Genomic DNA, 24,473 nt, shown 5'->3' with positions numbered 1-24,473 from the left:
GTACATTGTTGAAGCTTAATAATTAACCAAAAAACGAAACATATTATGAGTAAGAGAGATGATTTAATTGCAAAGTATGCAGATGATATTAAAAACAAAATAGGTGAAACTCCAGATATGGATTTACTTACTAAAGTAACTATTGGTTGTGGACCATCTATTTACAATGCAGATGCTGCAACAGTCTCTGGTAGCGATGAGAAAGAGCTAATGACTGTAAAAAATAATTTCCTAGTAAAGAAATTAGGCCTTAAAGATGAGCCTAAACTTATGGATGCAATAAATTCAGTTATTGAAAAATACGGAAAATCTAATCGTAATAAATACAGAGCAGTTGTTTATTACTTGCTTACTCAACACTTTAAAAAAGAATCTGTTTACAAATAGATCGTTTTAAACATACAAAAAGCCGTTATTTATTTTTAAGTAACGGCTTTTTTATTGGCAATAGTACTATAACTATTGTCATAACAATACCGTAACTTTGCCGAAAATTTTTTAGGATGCTTAACATAGGAGAATACCATAAACTAGTAATAGATAGAGAAACAGAACCTGGTCTGTTTTTGAGAAATGATGATGGAGACGAAGTCTTGTTGCCTAACAAATACATGCCAGAAGATTTTAAGATTGGTGATGAGCTAGAGGTATTTGTTTATTTAGATTTTAAAGAACGTCCTGTAGCAACTAATATAAAACCACTTATACAGTTAGATGAATTTGCATATTTACGTTGTGCAGATGTAACTAACGTAGGCGCATTTATGGATTGGGGCTTAGAAAAGCACCTTTTTGTTCCTTATAGAGAGCAAGTTATTCCTATGAAAGTAGGTGAGCGTTATTTAGTATTTTGTTATTTAGATTTAGAAACAAATAGGTTAGTAGCTTCTAGTAAAGTATTTTCTTTTACAGATAATAGTGAAATTACTGTTGAACCTTATGATGAAGTAGATGTATTAGTAGTAAATAAGACAGATTTAGGATACAACGTTATTGTAAATGAGATTCACGAAGCATTAGTCTTTAAGAGTGATATATTTCAGAATCTTAGAGAAGGTGACCAAATGAAAGGTTGGGTTAAAAAAGTACGTAAAGATGGTAAGCTAACTATAACATTACAACGACCTGGTTTTAGAAGTATAGAGCCAAACTCTAAAAAAATATTAGATGTGCTAAGTGTAAATGGTGGTACATTAAACCTTCACGACAAGTCTACTCCAGAAGAGATTGAAAAGCACTTACAAATGAGTAAGAAGAGTTTTAAAAGAGCAATAGGGACACTTTATAAGCAACGTAAGATAGATATTAAGGTAGATTCTATTACGTTACTTTAAATTAATAACCTATGTATGGTGTTCTGTAGTATCCATAATAAGATGGTAGTCTACTATCTTTATAAGATATATTTCGAACACCAGTATTACCAAAATTATAAGAATTAGGTCTAAGCTCATTGGCTCTCGCTTCAACAGAGATCACTGAGCTTTTTCTTTTTTGAGACCCAAAAGATCCAAAGGATTTAATATCTACTTCTCTTTTTTTAACATTGGCACTTTTAGTCATAACTGCCAGCATATTCACTTCTTTAGGTTTTACAGGATCAATTAAATCTACCTCACTTATAAAGAATTTATTTTGAGGCGTTGCTACACCAAAACTTATGATTGGCGTTTCTAAAGCAGAGATTTTAAAATCTAACGGACCACCATTAGTAAACTCTTGTGCATTTGTAGTTACAGCAATTAAAAGGAAGAATATGTAAAGAAATTGTTTCAAAAAAAGTGTTTTTTAAAGGTAATCAATAATGATACCTTTTTTATAAAGATGCTATAACGCTAATTTCAACGTTTACATCTTTTGGTAATCGGGCTACTTGTACGGTTTCTCTTGCAGGTGCTGTTGCATCATCAAAATAAGAGCCATATACGTCATTTATTTTTCCAAAATTGTCCATATCGCTAATAAAGATGGTAGATTTTATGACATTAGCAAAACTCATTTCTGCAGCTTCTAAAACAGCCTTTAAATTCTCCATTACTACTTTGGTTTCAGAAGAAATATCCTCTAAATGTAACTGCCCAGTCTTAGGATCAAGTGCTATTTGTCCAGATGTATAAAGCATACCGTTATTAAGTACAGCTTGATTATAAGGACCAATTGGTTGTGGTGCTTTATCTGTAGTAATTATAGTTTTCATAATTATAAGTTTTGGTCAGGACGCCTACGTTGCTCGTATTTTAAATCCTGTAGTATGTTAGATTTAATACCAATAAAGAAATTCCAAGGTGCATTTGCTCTAAATGGTTGCCAGTTAAAAGACATTCTAAAACTACCTAAATCTCTTTGAAATCTAAAACTTGTGGCCACAAAAGTCTGGTCTTGTACATTAAATGAAGTAGAGCCACCAACTTTCCATTTTGGAGATAATTCTAAATCACTTGATATAGAAATAGATTGACTACTAATTTCATTTTGCCTAGCAGAGTTTGCATAGGTTAGGGTATAGGCAAGCCTAAGATTCCAAGGTATTTTATAATTAAATTTTTCAGTGGTGTTTTCTTTAACAGAGGCTTCCTCGTCATCTTCATCATAAATGTCGCCATTATCAGATATAGGTTTTCCAAACAGGTCATCTGGTCTACCACCATTTCTTAGGGTTTGGTTATCTTGCCGGTCTGTATCTCTGCCATCTCCACTAAATTGATCGCTAGAAAAACTATAGTTAAAACTAACATTACCATTTGTTAACCTAAAAAGACTTCCGCCGTTTTCGATATTCCAAGTATCAACTCTTCTGTTGTTATTATCTAAGGCGTAAGGATCTAAAGCTCCATTAAAATTAATTGTAAGCTTATTATCCATTAAAGGAATACTACCTGTAACACTAATAGGAGCAAGCCTTAAACTATCTGCCGATAAATTATAAGATGTTCTAAAATTTAGGTTATTTAAGAGTGTAACTTTTTTAGCTTCAGTTTTAGTAGAATCGGGATTTCTTACTTTAGCCTCTAATACATTGTTAAGACTTAACCCAATTGAGCTAGAAAAGTTTTCTGTAGGTGCGCCAAATAAGGAACCCTGAAAGCGTGTATATCTTACGGTTTCATCTTCATCTTCTTCATCTAAACCTTCAATTACATATTCATCGAAGTACTGTGAAAAACCAGGGTTAATGTTATAGCTTATAGAAGGTCTTATAACGTGACGTATGGCTTGTACCTTTTTGTCTTTACCAAAATTAAAAGTACCATACACAGATGTACCTATACTGGTATTAAAATTATACGTTCTATAGGAATCGAAACCATTAATAGTATCTACAACAACTTCTCTATTTTCATTATCGTATGATCTATCAAATGTTCTGAACACCCAATTTTCTTGAAAGTTAGATCCTGCAGAAACACTAAGATAGTTAAGAAGTTTAAAGTTAGTGGTAACTGGTATAGTATGTTGTGCTCCATACACCCCATTTTTAAACATCTCACTTGTAAAAAATTCATCTTCGGTAGTAGTGTACCTATTTTCTCCTCTTAAGTTATAGCTAAAGTTAATATTTTCGATAGCACCTTTACTAGAGCCATCTTTAGGTTTAAATGGGTAAATACGTGAGACACCAGCTTGCAAGGTAGGTAGCGTCATATTTACTTCTTGTGTACCTGTGTTTTGATTGTGTGTTGCTGCAACTGTAACATTAACTTCTGGATCTCCTGTAAATACTTTTGAATAAGAAACAGAAGAACTTAAGTTATTTACTAAGTTACTACCAATATTTTGTTGATTTATAGATTGCTGAAAGAACCTGCTACTACCCAAGTTTACAGATGCTCTAAACTGTGATGATGGATTTGCCTTAGCATCTTGGTTATGGCTCCATTGTATATTGTAATTATTGGCTTCAGAAAAATCTGGAAAACCACGTTCACTATTTAGGAGCTTTTCAGACCTATAACTAAAGTTTCCTCTGTACTTGTAACGCACATTATAGGTAGACTGAAATTGTAAAGTATAACTACCGTTGGTGAAATAACTACCTGTAGTTGTTAAGTCTATATAATCATTAATTGCAAAGTAATATCCTCCATTTTGAAGAGAAAACCCACGTTGGTTATCTTCTCCATAAGACGGAATTATAAAACCAGAGGTTCTGTCTTCTGTTAAAGGAAAATACCCAAAAGGTAAGCCTAATGGTGTAGGAACATCTACAATTACCATATTTACAAGACCTGTAACAATTTTCTTTTCTGGTACAAATTTTATACGTCTTGCATAAAAATAGTAATCTGGGTTATCTATATCTTCAGAAGTGGTGAACCTTACGTTTTTAATATAGTATACAGAGTCATTTTCTCGCTTTGTAACTTCTCCTTTAACTTTAAAACTTCCTTCTTCTGTTCTAGAATTATAAACTAATGCTTTTTCAGTTTTAGTATTAAATCGAATAGAATCTGGCTCAACTACATTTTGACCTTGAGTAAAAACAGGTTTTTGAGAATACTCACCAACACTATCTTTTATACCATATGCATACACCTCATTTTTTTCATTGTCTATAACTATAAGACCTGCTGTAATTTGCATATCTCCATAAAACACTTCTGCTTCATCATACAAATACATTTTGTTTTCACGTTGAGATAAACGCATGTAATCTTTAGCCTTATAGGTAACCAAATCTGTTAGTAATCCTACAGTTTTGGTGCTATCATTAGCTGTTGAATCATTTTCTGTTAATGGTAGTTGTCCTAATGGTCTAGAAATACTATCACCATCAATAGTAAGTTGCCTGTTGGAGTTATTTTCAAGTTGTATTGGTTCTGTAGAAGGTGATCTGGTTAACGTATCATCTTCATTTGTAGGTGTTGGCTCGGTTAAAATAACTTCTGGTTGCTCATTAATCTCAGGAGTATTAACTTTCTCTTCAATTTTATTAGATCCGTTTTTGTTTGTGGCATCTTTTAATGAATCTCCTGTAGATTGAGATTGCGTCTTAGGTTTAATAGAATCAGTCAATCTAGGGGAAAGACTATCTACTGTATCTTTCAAGACATCTAGTTTTTCTGAAGAGATTTTTAAACTGTCAAGTCGCTTTTTGTTAGAGTTAGCAGTAATAGAATCGTTTAGTTTTCTTAATTCAGAAAATTTTAAGCTGTCATTTTTTATGGTAAGGCTGTCATTATTAGATGCGCTACGTACTTTAACGGCTTTAGCTGTAGTATTTTTAGAGCCATATTTTGCGTTAAAAATACTGTCTCGTCGTTTTGCTATACTGTCACGTTGAGTTTTAATGCTTTTAAGGAGCTCTTTGTCAGTTATTTGAGATTGGCAAACATATGCAGAAAACAGCATGAAGGCGCATAATGAAAGTATGTGTCGTACGTTTGTTTGCAAGGCTATATATGCTATTTTTGTAAAAAGTGGCTTACTTTTTGAAGCTTCAAAATTACATATAATTTTTAGAGTACAAATCTTTATTCTAAATGTAATTTATACCAATACTAACGAGCTATGCGTTATCAAATTATGAGACACCTTAAATATTATTCAATATTAATTCTAATAATAGGATTTTTAGGAACTTCTAATAGTTTAAATGCACAAAAACAAAGCAATAAATTTGTAGTTGTTTTAGATGCTGGTCATGGAGGTAAAGATCCTGGAAAATTAAAAAATCATCTTAAGGAAAAGACAATAGCTTTAATTATTACCAAGTTAGTAGGTAATAAGTTGAAAGATGATAAAAATGTTGAGATTATCTATACTCGTGAGTCAGATAAATTTGTAACATTAGATGGGAGAGCCAAGATAGCAAACTCAGCAAAGGCAGATTTGTTTGTGTCTATACATTGTAATGCTCATAACTCTCAGGCCTATGGAACAGAAACATACGTTTTAGGTCTGCATAGAAATGATGATAACTTGGCCGTAGCAATGGCAGAGAACTCTGTAATTTATTTAGAGGAAGATTATGAGGTGACCTATGATGGTTTTGATCCTAAATCTCCAGAATCCTATATTGGCTTAACTTTAATGCAGGAAGAGTATTTAGATCAAAGTATTTTATTGGCAGATAATGTAGAATCTCAATTTAGAGATAAGCTTAAGAGAAAAAGTAGAGGCGTTAAACAAGCAGGTTTCTTAGTTTTAAGAAAAACCTATATGCCAAGTGTGTTAATTGAAACAGGCTTTATTACAAATACAGAAGAAGGTGCTTTTTTAAACAGTGCCAAAGGACAAGAAAAAGTAGCAACTGCTATAGCAAATGCTATAAATGAATATAAAAGAACTTTAAATTTAGATGTTTTTGGAGGTGTGTCAGACCAAATAAATACTCCAAAAACAGTATCTCAAACTAAAGAAGAAGTGTATGGAGATATCGTTTTTAAAGTCCAGATTGCTGCAAGTTCCAAAAAGTTAAACCCAGACAAGCATGACTTTAAAGGGCTTAATCAAATTACTAGAAATCAGGAAAATGGTCTTTACAAATATTACTTCGGAAAGACATCAGACTATCTAAAAATACAAGAGCTTGTAAAACAGGCTAAAATTGTAGGTTATGAGCAGGCATACGTTGTAGCCTTTAAGGGCGAAAAAAAAATCAACGTAAATGAAGCTTTAAAATCTAAGGTTAATTAACTTTACGTTCCTATATTAATCGCTACATTTGTTGTTCACTAAAGTATTATATATCCTTGAAAATTACTAGAGAAGTTAAGACAGCAGTATTAGTTCTTTCAGCTATAGCACTGCTTATATTTGGGTATTATTTCTTAAAAGGAAATAACCTGTTGGATGGTAGCCGAACATTTTATGCTGTTTATGATGATGTTGAAGGTCTGGCAAGGTCTTCTAAAGTAACTATAAACGGTTTACAAGTAGGTAAGGTTACAGATATTCAAATTATAGATTCTCGAGGTAACTTAGCAATTACATTTACTGTTGAAAATGATTTTGAGTTTTCAAAAAACAGCATTGCTCGTATTTATGGTGGTGGTATAATAGGAGGTAAGTCTCTTGCAATTGTACCTACGTATGAGCAAGGACAAATGGCTAAAGATGGAGATACCCTAAATAGTGAGATAGAAGAAGGTTTGTTAGAATTAGTTAATGATAGGCTAACACCACTTCAGAAAAAAATAGAGAACGTTATTGTAAGTGTAGATTCTTTAGTAAATGGATTTAATGAGATTTTAGATCCAAATACGCGTCAAAATTTAAGAAACTCTTTTGCCAGCTTAGACCGCACAATGGCATCTTTAGAAAATACATCTGGAACTTTAAATGGTATATTAACAGATAATAAACCTAAGCTAGACAGAACATTTACCAACCTAGATGAAATGTCTTATAATTTTAATTCGTTCTCAGACTCACTAGCCGAAGTTAACCTTGCAGGCATAGTAAACGATTTTGAAGAGATAGCAGCAGACCTTAAAAATGTTGCAGCCAAAGCAAACAGTACAGATGGTACAGTTGGTAAATTATTAAACGACCCTAAGGTATATGATAACTTAGATCGTGCTACAAAACAACTTGAACAACTTTTACAAGATGTTAAGTTAAATCCTAAACGTTACGTACATATCTCAGTATTTGGTAAACGTAATAAAGACTATAAACCACCAAAAGACTCTCTTAAATAATTATGCAAATCTTAGCTCAAATATTATTTGGTATTATTTTAATTGCAGGCATAGGTTTCTTTGCTAGAAACGTGCGTAGAATGATTCGTAATATCAAACTTGGAAAAAAAGTAGATAGAACAGATCAAAAAGGCGAACGTTTTAAAACAATGGCTCTTTTAGCTTTGGGACAATCTAAAATGGTAAGAAGACCTATCTCTGGTATTCTCCATATTATTGTATATCTAGGATTTATAATAATTAATATCGAAGTTCTTGAAATTATTATAGATGGTCTATTTGGTACTCACCGTATTTTTGCACCTTATTTAGGAGGCTTTTATGATGTGTTAATCGCTACGTTCGAGATTTTAGCATTTTTAGTACTTGTAGGTGTTATTATATTTTGGACAAGACGTAACATTTCAAGAATAAAACGCTTCTGGGCTAGAGAAATGACAAGCTGGCCTAAAAATGATGCCAATAATATTCTTTATTTTGAAATGGTATTAATGGCATTGTTCTTAATAATGAATGGTGCAGATTTACAATTACAACTTAATGGTGCAGATCATTATGCACAAGCAGGAACCTTTCCTATAAGTCAATTTTTACTTCCAATTTTTGATGGGCTTTCAACAAGTACTCTAATTATAATTGAAAGAACAGCCTGGTGGTTACACATTGTAGGAATCTTAATTTTCTTGAACTATTTATACTACTCTAAGCATTTACACATATTATTGGCTTTCCCAAATACTTATTTTGCTAAGCTTACACCAAAAGGTGAGTTTAATAATTTAGAAGCTGTAACAAATGAGGTAAAGTTAATGATGGATCCAGATGCAGATCCATTTGCTGCTCCAGCAGAAGGCGCAGAAGATGACGTACCAGAAAAATTTGGAGCCAGTGATGTTTCAGATTTAAATTGGGTACAGTTACTCAATAGCTACACGTGTACAGAATGTGGGCGTTGTACATCAGAATGTCCTGCAAACCAAACAGGAAAAAAATTATCTCCTCGTAAAATTATGATGGATACTAGAGACCGTCTTGAAGAGGTTGGAGAAAACATAAATAAAAATGGAACGTTTGAAGATGATGGTAAACAACTTTTAGACGATTACATCTTGCGTGAAGAACTTTGGGCATGCACTACCTGTAATGCTTGCGTAGAAGCTTGCCCTATAGGAATAGACCCATTAAGTATTATTATGGATATGAGACGCTATTTGGTAATGGAGCAAAGTGCAGCACCAAATGAGCTAAACAATGCTATGACAAATATAGAGAATAATGGTGCGCCTTGGCCTTATAACCAAATGGACCGTTTAAATTGGACAAACGAAAGTTAATGCCATTTATTAAGAACATATCGTTATGTGTTCTTTTCTCTCTAATTACAGTTGGAGGATATGCACAGCTTGGATATCAAAAAGATTCAATACAAGTAAAAGTATATACTAATCTATATGTTAATGACCAATTACAGGTAGATTCATTAAGCGTTAAAAAGGTATTTTGTGATTATTGTTCAGAAAATCAATTAGAAGCATTAAAACAACAAAGCTTAGAGATTACATACCTGTCAAGATTTCAGCCTAAATACCGAAAAAAAGGCGATCATTTACTGGCAATATATTTAAGAATGCCACGAGAGGCTTTTGACGAACTAAAAGAGTAATAGAACAATGAAAAAGAAGGACGTAGCAAAATTATTACACGATAAAGTAGAAGCCGGAGAAAAGGTAAGTCCAGTGCTACCAAAAGGTGTTAAGAATTATCTTATAGATATAGATGGTACCATTACAGAAGATGTTCCTAATGAGGAGCCAGAACGCATGGCAACTTGTGAACCTTTTCCAGATGCATTGGCAACGTTAAATAAATGGTATGACCAAGGCCATATGATATGTTTCTTTACTTCTAGAACAGAAGAGCATAGAGAAGTTACAGAAACCTGGTTAAACAAACATGGCTTTAAATTCCATAGTTTATTAATGGGTAAACCAAGAGGTGGTAATTACCATTGGGTAGATAACCATTTGGTGAAAGCCACACGTTACAAAGGTAAATTTACAGACCTTGTAGAGAAAGAAGTTAAAATTCAAGTTTTTCAAGAATAACAATTATGTCTGAAACACTAAAGGTGCCAACAATGGCAGAATATATGGCAGAAGGCAAACAACCAGAGGTTTTATTCTGGGTTGGTTGCGCAGGAAGTTTTGACGACCGTGCCAAAAAAATAACAAAAGCATTTGTAAAATTATTAAATCGTGCAAATGTAGATTTTGCTGTCTTAGGTACAGAAGAAAGCTGTACTGGAGATCCCGCAAAACGTGCAGGAAATGAGTTTTTATTTCAGATGCAGGCTGTAACTAATATAGAAGTTCTAAATGCTTATGAAATAAAGAAAGTTGTAACAGCTTGTCCTCACTGTTTTAATACCATTAAAAACGAATATCCGTCTTTAGGTGGAAACTACGAGGTAATGCACCACACCACATTCCTTAAATCACTAATGGAAGAAGGACGCCTTAAAGTTGAAGGTGGTAAGTTTAAAGGAAAGCGTATAACATTTCACGACCCTTGTTATTTAGGAAGAGCAAATAACGTATATGAAGCACCAAGAGATTTACTTAGAAAACTAGAAGTAGAACTTGTTGAAATGCGTAAGTGCAAGAAAAACGGTTTATGTTGCGGAGCTGGTGGAGGCCAAATGTTTAAAGAGCCAGAACCAGGAAACAAAGATGTAAACATAGAGCGTACACAACAAGCTATGGAGATTAAACCAGATGTTATTGCTGCTGGTTGCCCATTTTGTAATACTATGATGACAGATGGTGTGAAAAGTGAAGCTGAAGGCGAAATAGAAGTGATGGATGTTGCCGAGATGATTGCAAATGCAGATGATTTATAAATACTTATGTTAGTAGATTTTAATACACTTCCAGACGATTCAAGAATCTGGATTTATCAAGCCAATAGAACATTAACCGAAGATGAAGTTTCAGAAATTGAAACTAAGCTTTCTAAGTTTATTCAAGAGTGGACCGCTCATGGTGCAAACCTAAATGCTGGTTTCGAGATTAAGTACAAACGTTTTATTGTAATTGCTTTAGATCAAGAGCGCAATGCAGCCACAGGTTGTTCAATTGATGCTTCTGTACATTTTATAATGCAGTTAGAAAAAGATTACGATATAGACCTTATGGATAAAATGAATGTTTCCTTTAAACAAGGAGAGTACATTACATATAAGTCTCTTATTGATTTTAAAAAACTAGCAAAAAATAAAGGTGTATCAGCTAATACGATAGTCTTTAATAACTTAGTTGTAAATAAAGGTGAGTATGAAGACCATTGGGAAGTGCCAGCAATTGAGTCTTGGCATTCAAGGTTTTTCTAATAAAAACTATATTTAGTAACATAATAAGATTTCTAATTTTTTAAGCCATTTAGCTCCTTAAGTTAAATGGCTTTATTGTATGATAAACTATACTATTTGTAAAATTATAATGTTTAATAACTTACAGATACATTCTTAAGATTTTATAATAAACGGTCTAATTCTTGTATCTTTAAAGTTGAATTTTTCACCAATTATTTATGACGCGTTTCCTTACTGCATGTGCAGTTTTCCTTATATATACAACAGTATCTGCTCAACAAAACAATCCATTAGCTGCTAAAGATGCGAGAGCACAAAAACAATGGGTAGATAGTGTTTATAACACTATGAACCTTGATCAAAAAATTGGTCAGTTGTTTATGCCTCGAGCATTCTCAAATCAAGGAGCTGCACATAAAAAGGAATTAGATTCTCTTGTGGCTAAGTACCACGTTGGCGGAATTATATTTTCAAAAGGAGGACCAATACGACAAGCTAAGTTAAATAACCAACTACAAGACCAAGCTAAAATACCATTACTCATGGCAATGGATGCAGAATGGGGCTTAGCAATGCGTTTAGATTCTACATATGCATTTCCTTGGAATATGACATTAGGAGCAATTAAAGACAATAAACTTGTAGAGTTAACAGGAAAACAAATAGGCCAACACGTTAAGCGCATTGGTATGCATATGAATTTTGGTCCTGTTGTAGATATTAATACCAATCCAAATAATCCTATTATAGGAAATAGATCTTTTGGTGAGGACAAGGTAAATGTTACAGAGAAAGCAATTGCATTTATGAATGGTATGCATAGTGCTGGAGTTTTATCTAGCGCAAAGCACTTTCCAGGTCATGGTGACACAGAAACAGATTCACACAAAACACTACCAACTATAGATTTTGATATTAAACGATTAGATAGTGTAGAGTTATATCCTTACAAAAGGATAATTACTGAAGGTGTTTCTAGCATCATGGTAGCACATTTAAATGTTCCAGCACTGGAGACAAGATCTAATTATCCTTCTTCAATTTCAAAAACTATTGTAACAGACTTGCTTAAGGAAAAGCTTCAGTTTAAAGGATTAATATTTACAGATGCTTTGGAAATGAAAGGCTTGGCAAACAGTAAAGAACCTGGAGATGCAGATTTAGCAGCCTTTTTAGCAGGTAATGATATTCTGTTAATTTCTGAAGATATTCCTGTTGCAATAGGTAAGTTGAAAGAGGCGTATTATGAAGAACTTATTTCAGAGAAACGTTTAGAACATTCAGTTAAAAAAATATTATCTGCTAAATATAAAGTAGGATTAAATGATTACGAGCCGGTAAATGAAACCTTCTTATATGAAGATTTAAATACCATATCTAATGATGTGCTTTACCAACGCTTAATGGAAAATGCAGTTACAGTTGTAAAAAATAATAAGGCAATTTTACCTATTAAGCGTATTAATAAAAAGAAGATAGCATACGTGAGCTTAGGTGATGATGATGGTTCTGCATTTTTAAACCAATTAAATAAATATACTACTGTAGATCATGTAACAGCAAATCACCTTGATGAGCTATTAGAAAAACTAAAAAACTACAATTATGTTATTGTAGGATTACATAAAAGTAATGATAGTCCTTGGAAAAGCTACAATTTTACAGATAAGGAAACCGTCTGGTTATATGAAATTGCAAGAAACAATACTACAATCTTAAATGTATTTGCAAGACCATATGCAATGTTAGATCTTAAAACCAATACCAATATAGAAGGTATTGTAATGGCGTATCAAAATAGTGAGATAGCACAAAACGTTACTGCACAAATGTTATTTGGAGCTATAGATGCTAAAGGAAAATTACCTGTAAGTGTAGGCTTAGATTTTCCGGTAGGTACAAGCTATGAGACAAAATCTTTAAAACGATTATCTTATGGTTTACCAGAAAGTGTTGGAATGAATTCTTATAAGTTAAAGAAGATGGATTCTTTAATCAACATAACCTTAGAAAAGGAAATGACACCAGGTTTTCAAATGTTAATAGCAAAAGAAGGAAAAGTGGTGTACAATAAGAATTTTGGGTATCATACTTATGAGAAGACTCAAAAGGTTACAGACTCATCTCTTTATGATGTGGCATCTCTAACAAAAATATTAGCAACATTGCCATTGGTTATGGAGTTGGAAGAAAACAATACTATTAATCTTAATACCAAGCTTAAAGATATTCTTCCTCAGTTAAGTAAAAGCAACAAGAAAAATATTACTATAAAGCAAATGCTTTCTCATTATGCAAAACTACCAGCTTGGATACCGTTTTATTTGCATACAATGGATACTGTTACTAAAAGAGCATCAGTTAAATACTATAGAGACAAGTCAGATTCTAATTTCAATATTCAAGTAGCAGAAAATTTTTATATCCGTAATGACTATAATGATTCTATCTATAAGGAGATAGCAGATAGTGAGTTACGAAGTAGGCTTGCGTATAAGTATAGTGACATACCATATTATATTTTAAAACAATATTTAGAAGACTACTATGGCAACTCATTACATACCATTACTCAAGATCATTTTTATGAACCATTGGGAGCTAATTTCACTACATATACACCATTAAATTCTTTTAGTAAAGAGCAAATAGTTCCTACTGAAAATGACACGCTATGGAGGCGCCAAGTTGTACAAGGCTATGTTCATGACCAAGGAGCAGCAATGCTTGGAGGTATTGGTGGTCACGCAGGATTGTTTAGTAATGCAAATGATATTGCTAAAATTATGCAGATGTATTTAAATGGTGGTTATTATGGTGGTCAACGATTTTTAAAGGAAGAAACCATTCAAAAGTTTAATAAAACCTATTATAAAGATAAGGAGGTAAGACGTGGTGTTGGTTTTGATAAACCACAGTTAGACGAAGTAGGACCAACCTGTGGTTGTGTGCCAATGAGTAGCTTTGGACATAGTGGTTTTACAGGAACATATACTTGGGCAGATCCAGACAATAATTTAATTTATATCTTTTTAAGTAATAGAACCTATCCTTTTGCGTCTAATAGAAAACTTATTTCTGAAGATATTAGAACTAAATTACAACGTCTTATTTATGAGGCAATAGACTATTAAAACCAACCTATGAAAATTGCAATTGTTTGTTATCCTACGTTTGGCGGTAGCGGCGTAGTAGCTACAGAGTTAGGGATAGCATTATCTAAACGCGGTCATGAAATTCATTTTATTACTTATAAACAACCGGTAAGGTTGGAGTTACTTTCCTCTAATGTACATTTTCATGAGGTAAATGTTCCAGAGTATCCGTTGTTCCACTATCAACCTTATGAACTAGCACTTTCAAGTAAACTTGTAAATGTTATAAGAAATCATCGTATAGATTTGCTACACGTACATTATGCAATACCACACGCTTATGCAGGTTATATGGCTAAAAAGATGTTGCAGTCTGAAGGCATTACAATACCAATGGTAACTACTTTGCATGGTACAGATATAACGTTGGTAGGAAATCATCCTTTTTATAAACCAGCTGTTACATTTAGTATTAATAATAGTGATGTTATTACTTGTGTTTCAGAAAGTTTAAAACAAGACACGTTAAGACATTTTGAGGTGACTAAGGATATAGATGTAGTTCATAATTTTATAGACACAAATGTGTCTGAAAAAGTGTTTACAGATTGCCAAAGAGATTTAATGGCAGAAGCAGATGAGAAAATAATTACGCACATCTCTAACTTAAGGCCTGTAAAACGATTAAATGATGTGGTTTCTGTTTTTTACAAAATTCAACAATCGATTAAAGCCAAGTTAATTATAGTGGGTGAAGGTCCTGAACGTGAAGCTGCAGAACAACTCATTAAAGAATATGATATTGCTAACAACGTAATATTTGTAGGACAAAGTAACGAGATAGATAAAATACTTTGTTTTTCAGATTTATTCCTTTTACCATCTGAGGCAGAAAGCTTTGGTTTAGCAGCTTTAGAAGCTATGGTCGATGGTGTTCCGGTAATTTCTTCTAACGCTGGAGGTTTGCCAGAAGTAAACATTCATGGCGAATCTGGATTTTTAAGTGATGTAGGTGATATAGATGATATGGCTGCTAATGCACTTAAGATTTTTAAAGATGAAAAAACCTTAAAAGAGTTTAAGGAACGTGCTAAAAAAGTAGCTAAGTCTTTTGATATTAATACAATAGTCCCAAAATACGAAAGCTTATACCAAAAGGCTATTGATAACATTTTTGCATAAAAAAACTGCTCAATAAATGTTGAGCAGTTTTTAATACGTTATTCTAAAAGATTAGAATTGGTATCTAACACCTAATCCGATATCAAAATCTACATCGTCAGAAACATTATCATTAAAACCAAATTCTGGTCTAAAGTCTAATGATAACAATAGAGGGAAATCAAAGTTATATTCAATTCCTATATCTCCAGCTAAGTATACATAAGTCTCATCATCTGGTTGGTTATCTCTAGGAAACCTATCATCATCAAAATCTACTCTACCTATACCAGCACCTGGTCCAGCATACCAGTTAAAGCCACCATCTATGTTCCATACCCAATGGTAAAGACCAGTTAATCTAATAGCATCAAAATTTTCATTATCTCTCCAACCTAAGTCAAGCTCTATTCTGTTATTGTTACTTCCTACAGCACGTTGGTAAGATACTTCAGTTCCAAAACCATCACCATCTCCTAATCGAAGACCGATAGCGTTTTTACTTATCTCTTGTGCTTGAGTTGAAAAAGCAAACCCAATTAAAGCGAATGTTGTTAAAAATATGTGTTTCATAATGTTCTTTTTTTTAGTTAAAGCGAATTTATTAAGGTTATAGACCATCCTGTCACAACTACATGTTAATATAATGCAAGGAAATCTTAAATTTGAATAACCGCTAAACTGTCATATAATTTGAAGAATCAGCTACAAGAACTTAACCAGCATCTAGAAGGGCAACTTTATGATAGTACACTTTATAAAAATTTATATGCAACAGATGCATCAGTATATAGAGAGTTACCACTAGCTGTTTCTTTTCCGAAAACTATTAAAGACTTACAGTATTTAATACGATTTGCAACTAAACATAATACGACACTTATACCTAGAACAGCTGGAACATCTTTAGCAGGACAATGCGTAGGTAGTGGTATTGTTGTAGATGTTAGTAGGTATTTTACTAAAATATTACATATTAATACTGAACATAAAACAGTTACTGTTCAACCAGGAGTTATAAGGGATGATCTTAATAAAGAATTAGCATCACATAACTTGTTTTTTGGACCAAATACATCAACCTCTAACAGATGTATGATAGGAGGAATGGTAGGAAATAACTCCTCTGGAACAACGTCCATTCAATATGGAGTAACTCGAGATAAAGTGGTTGCTATGCAAGTAATCTTGTCTGATGGTAGTGAGGTGGAATTTAAAGAGTTGACTGTAACCGAGTTTAAGTCTAAACTTCAATTAGACATTTTAGAAGGAGATATTTATAGAACAATTTACGAGTCTCTAAAATCTGAAAAGCAGCAAGAATTAATTTTTAAAAACTTTCCTAAACCAGAAATTCACCGTCGTAATACTGGTTATGCTTTAGATGCTTTAATAGATACAGAGATATTTTCTAATTCTACTAAAAAGTTAAACATATGCAAGTTGCTTGCAGGAAGTGAAGGCACTCTAGCCTTTACAACAGAGATCACGTTGAAGTTAGATGATATTCCACCACAACACTCAGCAATAATAGCGGCTCATTTTCAAGACATATCAACGTGTCTTAAAGCTGTTGAACCATGTATGGCTCACAATTTATTTACGTGTGAGATGATAGATCGTGTTATTTTAGACTGTACCAAGGATAGCCACAAATATGCACCGTTGCGTTTCTTTATAATAGATGATCCAGAAGCCATCTTGCTTTTAGAATTAAGAAGTTATATAGAAGATGATCTTAATTTACAGATAACAAGTCTTTTAAATACGTTGTCTAAAACAGGACTTTCTTACGCACAGCCAGTTTTAAAAGGAGAAGATATAGAGAAAGCCATGCAATTAAGAAAAGCTGGATTAGGGCTTTTAGGTAATCTTAATGGTGATAAAAAAGCAGTTGCTTGTATAGAAGACACGGCTGTTGCTATTCAAGATTTATCAAATTACATTACCAAATTTACCGCTTTAATGAAGCGTTACGGCCAACAAGCTGTGTATTATGCACACGCTGGCGCAGGTGAGTTGCACTTAAGACCCATTTTAAACCTAAAGAAAGCAACAGATGTAAATTTGTTTAAAGCGATAACTACTGATGTGGCTGAATTGGTGAAATCCTACAATGGCTCAATGAGTGGTGAACATGGTGATGGCAGGTTACGAGCAGAGTTTATAGAATATATGGTAGGTTCTGAATGTTATAATCTCTTTAGAACAATAAAGGAGACATTTGATCCAAAAAATATTTTTAATAAGGGAAAGATTATTGATGCGCCTCCTATGGAAAGTGCTCTTCGATATGTGCCAGAAAGAAAAGAACCACAAATTAATACCTTATTACATTTTGATGATACTGGCGGTATTTTAAGGCTTGCAGAAAAATGCAACGGTAGTGGCGATTGCAGAACTTCTGTAAATTCTGGAGGTACAATGTGCCCTAGCTACAGAGCAACCAAAGATGAAAAAGATACAACGAGAGGAAGAGCAAATACCCTAAGAGAGATATTAACGACAAGTAATAAAGTAAATAAATTTAACCATACAGAACTTAAAGAGGTGTTTGACCTTTGTATATCATGTAAAGGTTGCAAAAGTGAATGTCCTAGCAATGTGGATGTTGCGTCTTTAAAAGCAGAGTTTGAATATCAATATCAAAAATCAAATGGTTCAACATTGAGAAGTAAATTATTTGCTCATAATACGGTTATAAACTCGTATGCATCAAAGTTTCCAGGATTATCAAATTATTTATTTAAATCGAAATGGAGTAGTGGGTTATTAAAATCACTCATAGGAATTTCAGATAAAAGGAGTTTTCCAATAATCGCTAATAAAACGTTTAGGAAACAGATTACCACAACCAAAGAAAGCACTCGAAAAAAATCTGTCTATCTTTTTGTAGATGAATTTACAAATTATCTAGATGTCGAGTTAGGACTTGCCACATATAAATTGCTCAATAAATTAGGGTATAATGTTGTTATTGTAGATCATGTTGAAAGTGGTAGAACCTACATTTCAAAAGGCTTCTTAAAGAAGGCAAAGGTCTTAGCCAACAAAAACATTTCAATATTTTCTGATTTAATTTCAGAAGAGACACCACTTATCGGGATTGAACCTTCTGCTATTTTATCATTTAGAGATGAGTATCTGAGATTAGCAGATAATCTTCAACAGGCAAAAAACCTTTCTAAACATTGTTATACTATTGAGGAGTTTTTAGCAAATGAAATAGATAATGGAGAAATTACAAGTGATTTATTTACTTCAGAAGAGGTTCACGTAAAATTACATGTACACTGCCATCAAAAAGCACTATCAAACCAAAAGCATAGCTTTGATATGCTTAATTTACCAGTAAATTACAACGTTAAAATAATACCGAGTGGTTGTTGTGGTATGGCCGGATCATTTGGATATGAAAAGGAGCATTATGATATAAGTATGGCAATTGGTGAGCAAACCTTATTTCCTGCAATTCGAAAAGCTAATAAAGAAATTGTTATAGCAGCTACAGGAACAAGTTGTAGGCATCAAATTAAAGATGGTACTGCAAGAGATGCTTTTCATCCTGTACAATTACTACTTAAGGCTTTAAATTAATCTTCTAAAACTACATTCCAATCTGTTATACTCTGTGTAGAGTTTATAGTTGCAGACTCAGGAATAGGTAATTCGATATTAAATTGAGATAAATCCTCTAATTCGTATTGAAAAACAACATCGCTGTAAATAAAACCTATATCACTTGCATAATAGTTTGTAGCATTTATAACGTCTTGAGACATTAAAATAGGTATTGCAATTGGAGTACCTAAAATATCAAAACTTGCAGAGATATCAACATTTACAATTACTTTTGAGGCTATAACATCTGTAAACTCTTCTGTACCAACACTAAAACTTTCAAATTGTCCTGCATCTTCTGTACGTATAGTAAAACTAATTGTTACAGGAATATCCATTATGGTTTGTGTTACTGTATTGTTTAGTTCGTAAAGTTGCATACCAGCAACAGCAGTCTTATTATAAACAGTTGCATCTGTAATAGGAATTTCAATAGGATCTATTCCATCAAATTCAAAATTTAAGGTACCGTTATAAATAAGTTTATTATTCTCTTTTCTAACAGCGCCATTTGCAAATAAGGCAGTAGTAAAACCTTCTTGAACTTCATCCTGTAAAAAATTAAAGTATGAATTTCCAGATATAGTAGTTGTAGAGTTTACAGTTAATACATCTGTACTTTCTATATTGTCTTCGCCATCGGCTTCCTGTACATTATTATATGTCCAAGTATTATTAGCAGCTAATGGAAAGTAATTAGCATTATTGTCCTGATTAACAGCTTCTAAGTCTCCATTGTCTGAAGAACAAGATAGTGTAATTGCTAATATTAAAAAAAGGGGTAAAAGTCTGAACGCCATTATAATTGCTTAATTTTTTGCAAAGATAGGCATTGCTTTTAATAATCAACTTTTTTTTACAATTGTAATTGCAGTAAGTAATTGGGTGATTTCGAGTGAGTTTTTTTTAGAAATCATAAGTTGCTTGGTGTCTATGTTTTCTAAATTCAAGTCATTATAAAGGAGTAAATTCCAACGTTTGTCATTATACTCTAAAGCAGATAAATTTTCTATCCAATCACCAGAGTTTAAGTAAAGTGTGGTTCCTACTTTATTGGTTTTTCTAATCATTTGTGGTTGGTGAATGTGCCCACAAACAACATATTTGTAATTATTAGCTATCGCTAAATCGCTTGCCGTTACTTCAAAATCCTGAATGTACTTTACAGCTTTCTTTACGCTATTTTTAATTTTTTTTGACAAGGAGAATTTCTCTCTTCCAAGTTTAATTAAAAACCAATTTATAAATCTATTTATTAGGATGAGCAAATCATAGCCCCAACCGCCTAATTTAGCAAGCCATTTTGCATTTTGTATAGAAGCATCAAACACATCTCCGTGAAAAAACCAAGCTTTTTTACCGTCTAAATCCATCACTAATTTATCAACTACAGAAAAGTTTCCCATAGTCATATCACTAAACTTGCGTAACATTTCATCGTGATTTCCAGTAATGTAAATTACCTTGGTACCTTTTGTAGAAAGGTCTATAATTTTCTGTATTACAGCAAGATGAGATTTAGGGAAGTAACGTTTTCTAAACTGCCAAATGTCAATGATATCACCATTTAGGATAAGTGTTTTAGGTGAAATACTATCAAGATAGTTTAGCAACTCTTTAGCATGACAACCAAATGTACCTAGGTGTACATCAGAAATAACAGCAAGTTCTACAACGCGTTTTCTCAATGAATTAAGTTTTTACAAATTTACAATGCAAGTTGAGGCTCACATAGCCAAATAGATTAAGGAATGCGTGCTTTAATGTTATTAATTACTGTTGATTTTTTATGTAAATGTTACTGAAACATTATCTAAGCTGATTTTATAACTATAAATAAAAAAATTACATTTGTTGAAAACTCAAAATAATGGCGGGCAATAGCTTCGGAACACTATTTAAACTCACAACATTCGGAGAATCTCATGGTAAAGCCATAGGCGGAATTATAGACGGTTGCCCTGCAGGATTAACTATAGATTTTGATGCCATTGAAACAGAAATGAATAGGCGTAAACCTGGTCAATCTAAGATAGTTACACAACGTAAAGAACCAGATACCGTACAGTTTTTAAGCGGTATTTTTGAAGGAAAAACTACAGGAACTCCTATAGGTTTTATGATTGAGAATGCAAATCAGAAATCTAAAGATTATTCTCATATAAAAGATTCTTACAGACCATCTCACGCAGACCTTACTTATGACCAAAAATATGGTCATAGAGATTATCGTGGTGGTGGTAGGAGTTCTGCACGTGAAACAGCATCAAGAGTTGCAGCTGGTGCAATTGCAAAACAATTACTTAAACCAATATCTATTACAGCGTATACTTCTTCTGTAGGAACATTAAAACTTGATAAACCATATACAGACGTAGATTTTAGTGAAATAGAAAACAATCCTGTAAGGGTTGCAGATGCTAAGATGGCTGTTGAAATGGAAAACTATATTAAACATATACGAAAACAAGGTGATACCGTTGGTGGTACAGTTACATGTGTAATTAAGAATGTGCCAATGGGATTAGGAGAACCTGTTTTTGATAAATTACATGCAGAACTTGGTAAAGCAATGCTTTCTATTAATGCCGTAAAAGGTTTTGAATATGGCAGTGGCTTTAATGGCACTACAATGACAGGTAGCCAACATAACGACGAAATTAATCCAGATCACACTACTAAAACTAACTTTAGCGGTGGTATACAAGGAGGTATAAGCAATGGAATGGATATATATTTTAATGTTGCTTTTAAACCAGTTGCCACAATTATGCAATCACAACCTACTATTAATAAAGAAGGCGATAACGTAACAATGGAAGGTAAAGGCCGCCACGATCCTTGTGTAGTACCTAGAGCAGTTCCTATTGTTGAAGCTATGGCAGCTTTAGTTTTAGCAGATTTTTGGATGAGAGATAAAGTCTCTACATTGTAACCCATTTTTAAAAATTAATTAATGAAGAAATTAGCATTACACTGGAAGATTATTATTGGTTTAGTTTTAGGTATTATCTGGGCTTTACTTTCTAGCCAACTTGGTTGGAGTGAGTTTACGGTAAACTGGATAGCGCCATTCGGAACCATATTTATAAATCTTCTAAAGTTAATTGCTGTTCCTTTAGTGTTATTTTCCATAATCAGTGGTGTAGCCAATATAGGAGATCCTGCAAGTTTAGGAAGAATGGGAGGAAAAACACTTGGTGCCTATCTTTTAACTACAATATTAGCAGTAGGTCTTGGTTTAACTTTGGTAAACATTATTAAGCCAGGTGCTTTAGTAGATGAGCAAAGCCGTATAGACAACCGTATTAGTTATGAAATTTGGGCAGATGCTGAAGGTTATGAAATAAAAGATGGCATTAATTATCTTAAAGATCCTGCCTTTTTAGAGCGCGCACAAAAGATTTCAGATTTAAGTAAGAGTGAACTGCAGGATGCTACAGTGTCAGAAAAAATGGAAACTGCAGATAAAACAAAAGATGCAGGACCACTACAACCATTGGTTGATTTAGTTCCGCAGAATTTCTTTAAAGCACTTACAGATAATGGTTTAATGCTTCAAATAATTTTCTTTGCACTGTTTTTTGGGGTCTGTTTATTATTTATTCCTAATGAAAAATCTGCTCCAGTTACTAAATTAGTTGATAGTATTATGGAAGTCTTCCTAAAAATGGTAGACCTTGTAATGCAAGCAGCTCCATTCTTTGTATTTGCTTTGTTAGCTGGTGTGGTGAGTAAGATGGCTGGAGATGATATTGGTAAAGTTTGGGAAATATTTAAAGGCTTAAGCTGGTATTCTCTAACTGTTTTCGCAGGCTTAATGCTTATGATTTTTGTGATTTATCCATTAATCTTAAAACTGTTCGTAAAACAAATTCCTTATAAAGGCTTTTTTAAGTCTATGAGTCCAGCACAAACCTTAGCATTTTCTACATCTAGTAGTGCCGCAACATTACCTGTTACAATGGAGTGTGTTGAAGAAAATTTAGGTGTAGATAAGAAGGTAACAAGCTTTGTCTTACCTATAGGTGCTACAGTTAATATGGATGGTACGTGCTTGTATCAAGCAGTAGCCGTAGTATTCTTAGCGCAATTGCATATGATTGATCTTACTTTAGGACAACAATTAACTATTGTACTTACAGCAACTTTAGCATCAATAGGATCTGCTGCTGTACCTAGTGCAGGTTTAGTGATGTTAATTATAGTATTAGGCTCTGTAGGGTTAAATCCTGCTTGGATAGCTATTATTTTCCCAGTAGATCGTATTCTTGATATGTTTAGAACGGTTGTAAATGTAACTGGAGACGCAACAGTATCTTCTATAATTGCTAAAGGCGAAGGAATGTTACATTATAAAGAACCTAAAAGTGCTTCAGAAACATTTGATATGGATTCTTAAGTTTCAACAACATTAGTGAAAAGCTCAATTATTTTAAGAATAGTTGAGCTTTTTTCATATATAACAATATCTTTTTAATCCTTTTCTAAGAAAATATTCATTATTTCTTATATTTCAGCTTAACTAATACTCAACCCAATTATGAACGTATGTTTCATTATGTATCCTTGGGACACCATTAAAGCTCCAGAGGATGATAGTACATTAGCAATGTTACAAGAATTTGCAAAACGAGGTCACGGCGTTGTGATGACAACACCAGCAAACCTTACCATTAGAGAAAGTGTAGCCTATGGTTTTTGCAATGTCTTAAAACGTATGGATAAAGTGCCTAGCAACTTAAAATCATTTCACTCAAAAGCCACATTTAAAAAGGAAATGCTACCGCTTGCAGGGTTTGATGTTATTATACTTAGGAGTAATCCGCCGTTAGATAATCTTATGCTTAATTTCTTAGACTCTGTAAAAGATGATGTCTTTATAATGAATGATATAGATGGCATACGTCGTGCAAATAATAAGCTTTATACAGCTGTTTTTGAAGATGAAGACAATAAAATAATTCCGAATACGCACGTTACTAAAAATAAAGAGTATTTAAAGACTATAATTAAAGAACACCCACAAGATAAGATGATTCTTAAGCCATTAAATGGTTTTGGTGGCAGTGGCGTTATCCTTATTGAAAAGAGTGCAATGAAGAGTATAAGCTCATTGTTAGATTTTTATATAGACAATAAAGATGGCACTACAAACTATGTAATTCTTCAAGATTATATTGAAGGAGCAGATCAAGGCGATGTACGTATACTATTACTAAACGGTCAACCAATTGGTGCTATGAAACGTGTACCAGGATCTGAGGATCATAGGAGTAATGTAAGTGCTGGCGGTTCTGTACAAAAGCATCAACTAAGTAAGCAGGAAAAAGAATTGTGTCGAAGAATTGGGCCAACACTTGTGAGAGATGGTTTATACTTTGTAGGGATTGATGTTATTAACGGCATGCTTGTCGAAGTAAATGTAATGTCTCCTGGCGGCATTACCTATATGAATAAGGTATACAAATCTAAAGTACAGGAAAAGGTTATAGATTTTGTTGAAGACAAAGTAGAACAACGTGTAACGGCATTTGAGCGTCGTAAGAAATTACGCCAAACTGTAAACGAAGCATAACTTAT

Annotated in this window: 21 protein-coding genes; 15 read left to right on the top strand and 6 right to left on the bottom strand. The window is 33.1% G+C overall.

Features of this window, described 5'->3' with window-relative positions; translation table 11 throughout:
* Positions 1-45 precede the first annotated feature (45 nt).
* On the top strand, positions 46-387 hold the full coding sequence (locus CL818_RS09315; protein ID WP_013187962.1) for a DUF2853 family protein: 342 nt from the start codon (positions 46-48) through the stop codon (positions 385-387).
* Between the two features lie 116 nt (positions 388-503).
* On the top strand, positions 504-1,334 hold the full coding sequence (locus tag CL818_RS09310) for a CvfB family protein (RefSeq protein WP_013187961.1): 831 nt from the start codon (positions 504-506) through the stop codon (positions 1,332-1,334).
* A 1-nt stretch (position 1,335) separates the two neighbouring features.
* On the opposite strand, the gene CL818_RS09305 is transcribed toward CL818_RS09310, so the two are convergent.
* Genes CL818_RS09305 through CL818_RS09295 form a run of 3 tightly spaced genes read right to left on the bottom strand, consistent with a single transcriptional unit; the run spans position 1,336 to position 5,349 of the window.
* The gene (locus CL818_RS09305) at positions 1,336-1,776 is read right to left on the bottom strand and encodes a hypothetical protein (protein WP_272973836.1); all 441 of its coding nucleotides are present in this window, start codon (positions 1,774-1,776) and stop codon (positions 1,336-1,338) included.
* A gap of 40 nt (positions 1,777-1,816) precedes the next feature.
* Positions 1,817-2,197: a RidA family protein gene (locus CL818_RS09300; protein WP_272973835.1), complete on the bottom strand. Its 381-nt coding sequence runs from the start codon at positions 2,195-2,197 to the stop codon at positions 1,817-1,819.
* A 2-nt stretch (positions 2,198-2,199) separates the two neighbouring features.
* Positions 2,200-5,349: a putative LPS assembly protein LptD gene (locus tag CL818_RS09295; protein WP_286972786.1), complete on the bottom strand. Its 3,150-nt coding sequence runs from the start codon at positions 5,347-5,349 to the stop codon at positions 2,200-2,202.
* A 174-nt stretch (positions 5,350-5,523) separates the two neighbouring features.
* On the opposite strand from CL818_RS09295, the gene CL818_RS09290 reads away from it, so the two are divergent.
* From CL818_RS09290 to bshA, 9 genes are all read left to right on the top strand, one after another.
* Positions 5,524-6,636: an N-acetylmuramoyl-L-alanine amidase family protein gene (locus tag CL818_RS09290; RefSeq protein ID WP_272973833.1), complete on the top strand. Its 1,113-nt coding sequence runs from the start codon at positions 5,524-5,526 to the stop codon at positions 6,634-6,636.
* Between the two features lie 56 nt (positions 6,637-6,692).
* Positions 6,693-7,643: an MlaD family protein gene (locus CL818_RS09285; protein ID WP_013187955.1), complete on the top strand. Its 951-nt coding sequence runs from the start codon at positions 6,693-6,695 to the stop codon at positions 7,641-7,643.
* A 2-nt stretch (positions 7,644-7,645) separates the two neighbouring features.
* Complete coding sequence (locus tag CL818_RS09280) at positions 7,646-8,977, top strand: 4Fe-4S dicluster domain-containing protein (RefSeq protein ID WP_272973832.1); 1,332 nt, start codon at positions 7,646-7,648, stop codon at positions 8,975-8,977.
* Positions 8,977-9,306 (top strand): hypothetical protein, encoded by a 330-nt coding sequence (locus CL818_RS09275; RefSeq protein WP_272973831.1) that lies wholly within the window; start codon positions 8,977-8,979, stop codon positions 9,304-9,306. The genes CL818_RS09280 and CL818_RS09275 overlap by 1 nt, the downstream gene beginning before the upstream one ends.
* Positions 9,307-9,313: 7 nt before the next feature.
* Positions 9,314-9,748, top strand: a complete 435-nt coding sequence (locus CL818_RS09270) for an LNS2 domain-containing protein (RefSeq protein WP_272973830.1) — start codon at positions 9,314-9,316, stop codon at positions 9,746-9,748.
* Between the two features lie 5 nt (positions 9,749-9,753).
* On the top strand, positions 9,754-10,542 hold the full coding sequence (locus CL818_RS09265; RefSeq protein ID WP_272973829.1) for a (Fe-S)-binding protein: 789 nt from the start codon (positions 9,754-9,756) through the stop codon (positions 10,540-10,542).
* A gap of 6 nt (positions 10,543-10,548) precedes the next feature.
* Positions 10,549-11,031 carry a hypothetical protein gene (locus CL818_RS09260; RefSeq protein WP_013187950.1) on the top strand — a complete coding sequence of 161 codons (483 nt, stop codon included), beginning with the start codon at positions 10,549-10,551 and terminating at the stop codon, positions 11,029-11,031.
* Between the two features lie 200 nt (positions 11,032-11,231).
* Positions 11,232-14,147, top strand: coding sequence for a serine hydrolase domain-containing protein (locus CL818_RS09255; RefSeq protein ID WP_286972782.1), 2,916 nt, complete (start codon positions 11,232-11,234; stop codon positions 14,145-14,147).
* Positions 14,148-14,156: 9 nt separating this feature from the next.
* On the top strand, positions 14,157-15,290 hold the full coding sequence (gene bshA / locus CL818_RS09250; protein ID WP_013187948.1) for an N-acetyl-alpha-D-glucosaminyl L-malate synthase BshA: 1,134 nt from the start codon (positions 14,157-14,159) through the stop codon (positions 15,288-15,290).
* 51 nt (positions 15,291-15,341) lie between these two features.
* Here bshA and CL818_RS09245 read toward each other — a convergent pair whose 3' ends face one another.
* The gene (locus CL818_RS09245) at positions 15,342-15,842 is read right to left on the bottom strand and encodes a hypothetical protein (protein WP_272973827.1); all 501 of its coding nucleotides are present in this window, start codon (positions 15,840-15,842) and stop codon (positions 15,342-15,344) included.
* Between the two features lie 120 nt (positions 15,843-15,962).
* Here CL818_RS09245 and CL818_RS09240 point away from each other — a divergent pair, with 120 nt between their 5' ends.
* A complete protein-coding gene (locus tag CL818_RS09240) occupies positions 15,963-18,866 on the top strand; it encodes an FAD-binding and (Fe-S)-binding domain-containing protein (protein ID WP_272973826.1) in 2,904 nt (967 codons plus the stop codon).
* Here the strand turns inward: CL818_RS09240 and CL818_RS09235 are convergent.
* Positions 18,863-19,690 carry a hypothetical protein gene (locus CL818_RS09235; protein WP_272973825.1) on the bottom strand — a complete coding sequence of 276 codons (828 nt, stop codon included), beginning with the start codon at positions 19,688-19,690 and terminating at the stop codon, positions 18,863-18,865. The two genes, CL818_RS09240 and CL818_RS09235, sit on opposite strands and share 4 nt — an antisense overlap.
* 45 nt (positions 19,691-19,735) lie before the next feature.
* Entirely contained in the window at positions 19,736-20,578 is an 843-nt protein-coding gene (locus CL818_RS09230) for a UDP-2,3-diacylglucosamine diphosphatase (protein WP_272973824.1), read from the bottom strand.
* Between the two features lie 182 nt (positions 20,579-20,760).
* Between CL818_RS09230 and aroC the strand changes: the two genes are divergently transcribed.
* The 3 genes from aroC to gshB all read left to right on the top strand — a co-directional run bounded on the left by aroC (position 20,761) and on the right by gshB (position 24,468).
* Positions 20,761-21,825 (top strand): chorismate synthase, encoded by a 1,065-nt coding sequence (gene aroC / locus CL818_RS09225; RefSeq protein ID WP_272973823.1) that lies wholly within the window; start codon positions 20,761-20,763, stop codon positions 21,823-21,825.
* 21 nt (positions 21,826-21,846) lie between these two features.
* Complete coding sequence (locus tag CL818_RS09220) at positions 21,847-23,292, top strand: dicarboxylate/amino acid:cation symporter (protein ID WP_013187942.1); 1,446 nt, start codon at positions 21,847-21,849, stop codon at positions 23,290-23,292.
* Between the two features lie 141 nt (positions 23,293-23,433).
* A complete protein-coding gene (gene gshB / locus CL818_RS09215) occupies positions 23,434-24,468 on the top strand; it encodes a glutathione synthase (protein ID WP_083798875.1) in 1,035 nt (344 codons plus the stop codon).
* Positions 24,469-24,473 lie beyond the last annotated feature (5 nt).

Origin of the sequence: Croceibacter sp. (assembly GCF_002716225.1) — a bacterium.
GTDB classification, from domain to species: domain Bacteria; phylum Bacteroidota; class Bacteroidia; order Flavobacteriales; family Flavobacteriaceae; genus Croceibacter; species Croceibacter atlanticus.
This window is presented reverse-complemented; position numbering and strand designations above follow the sequence as displayed.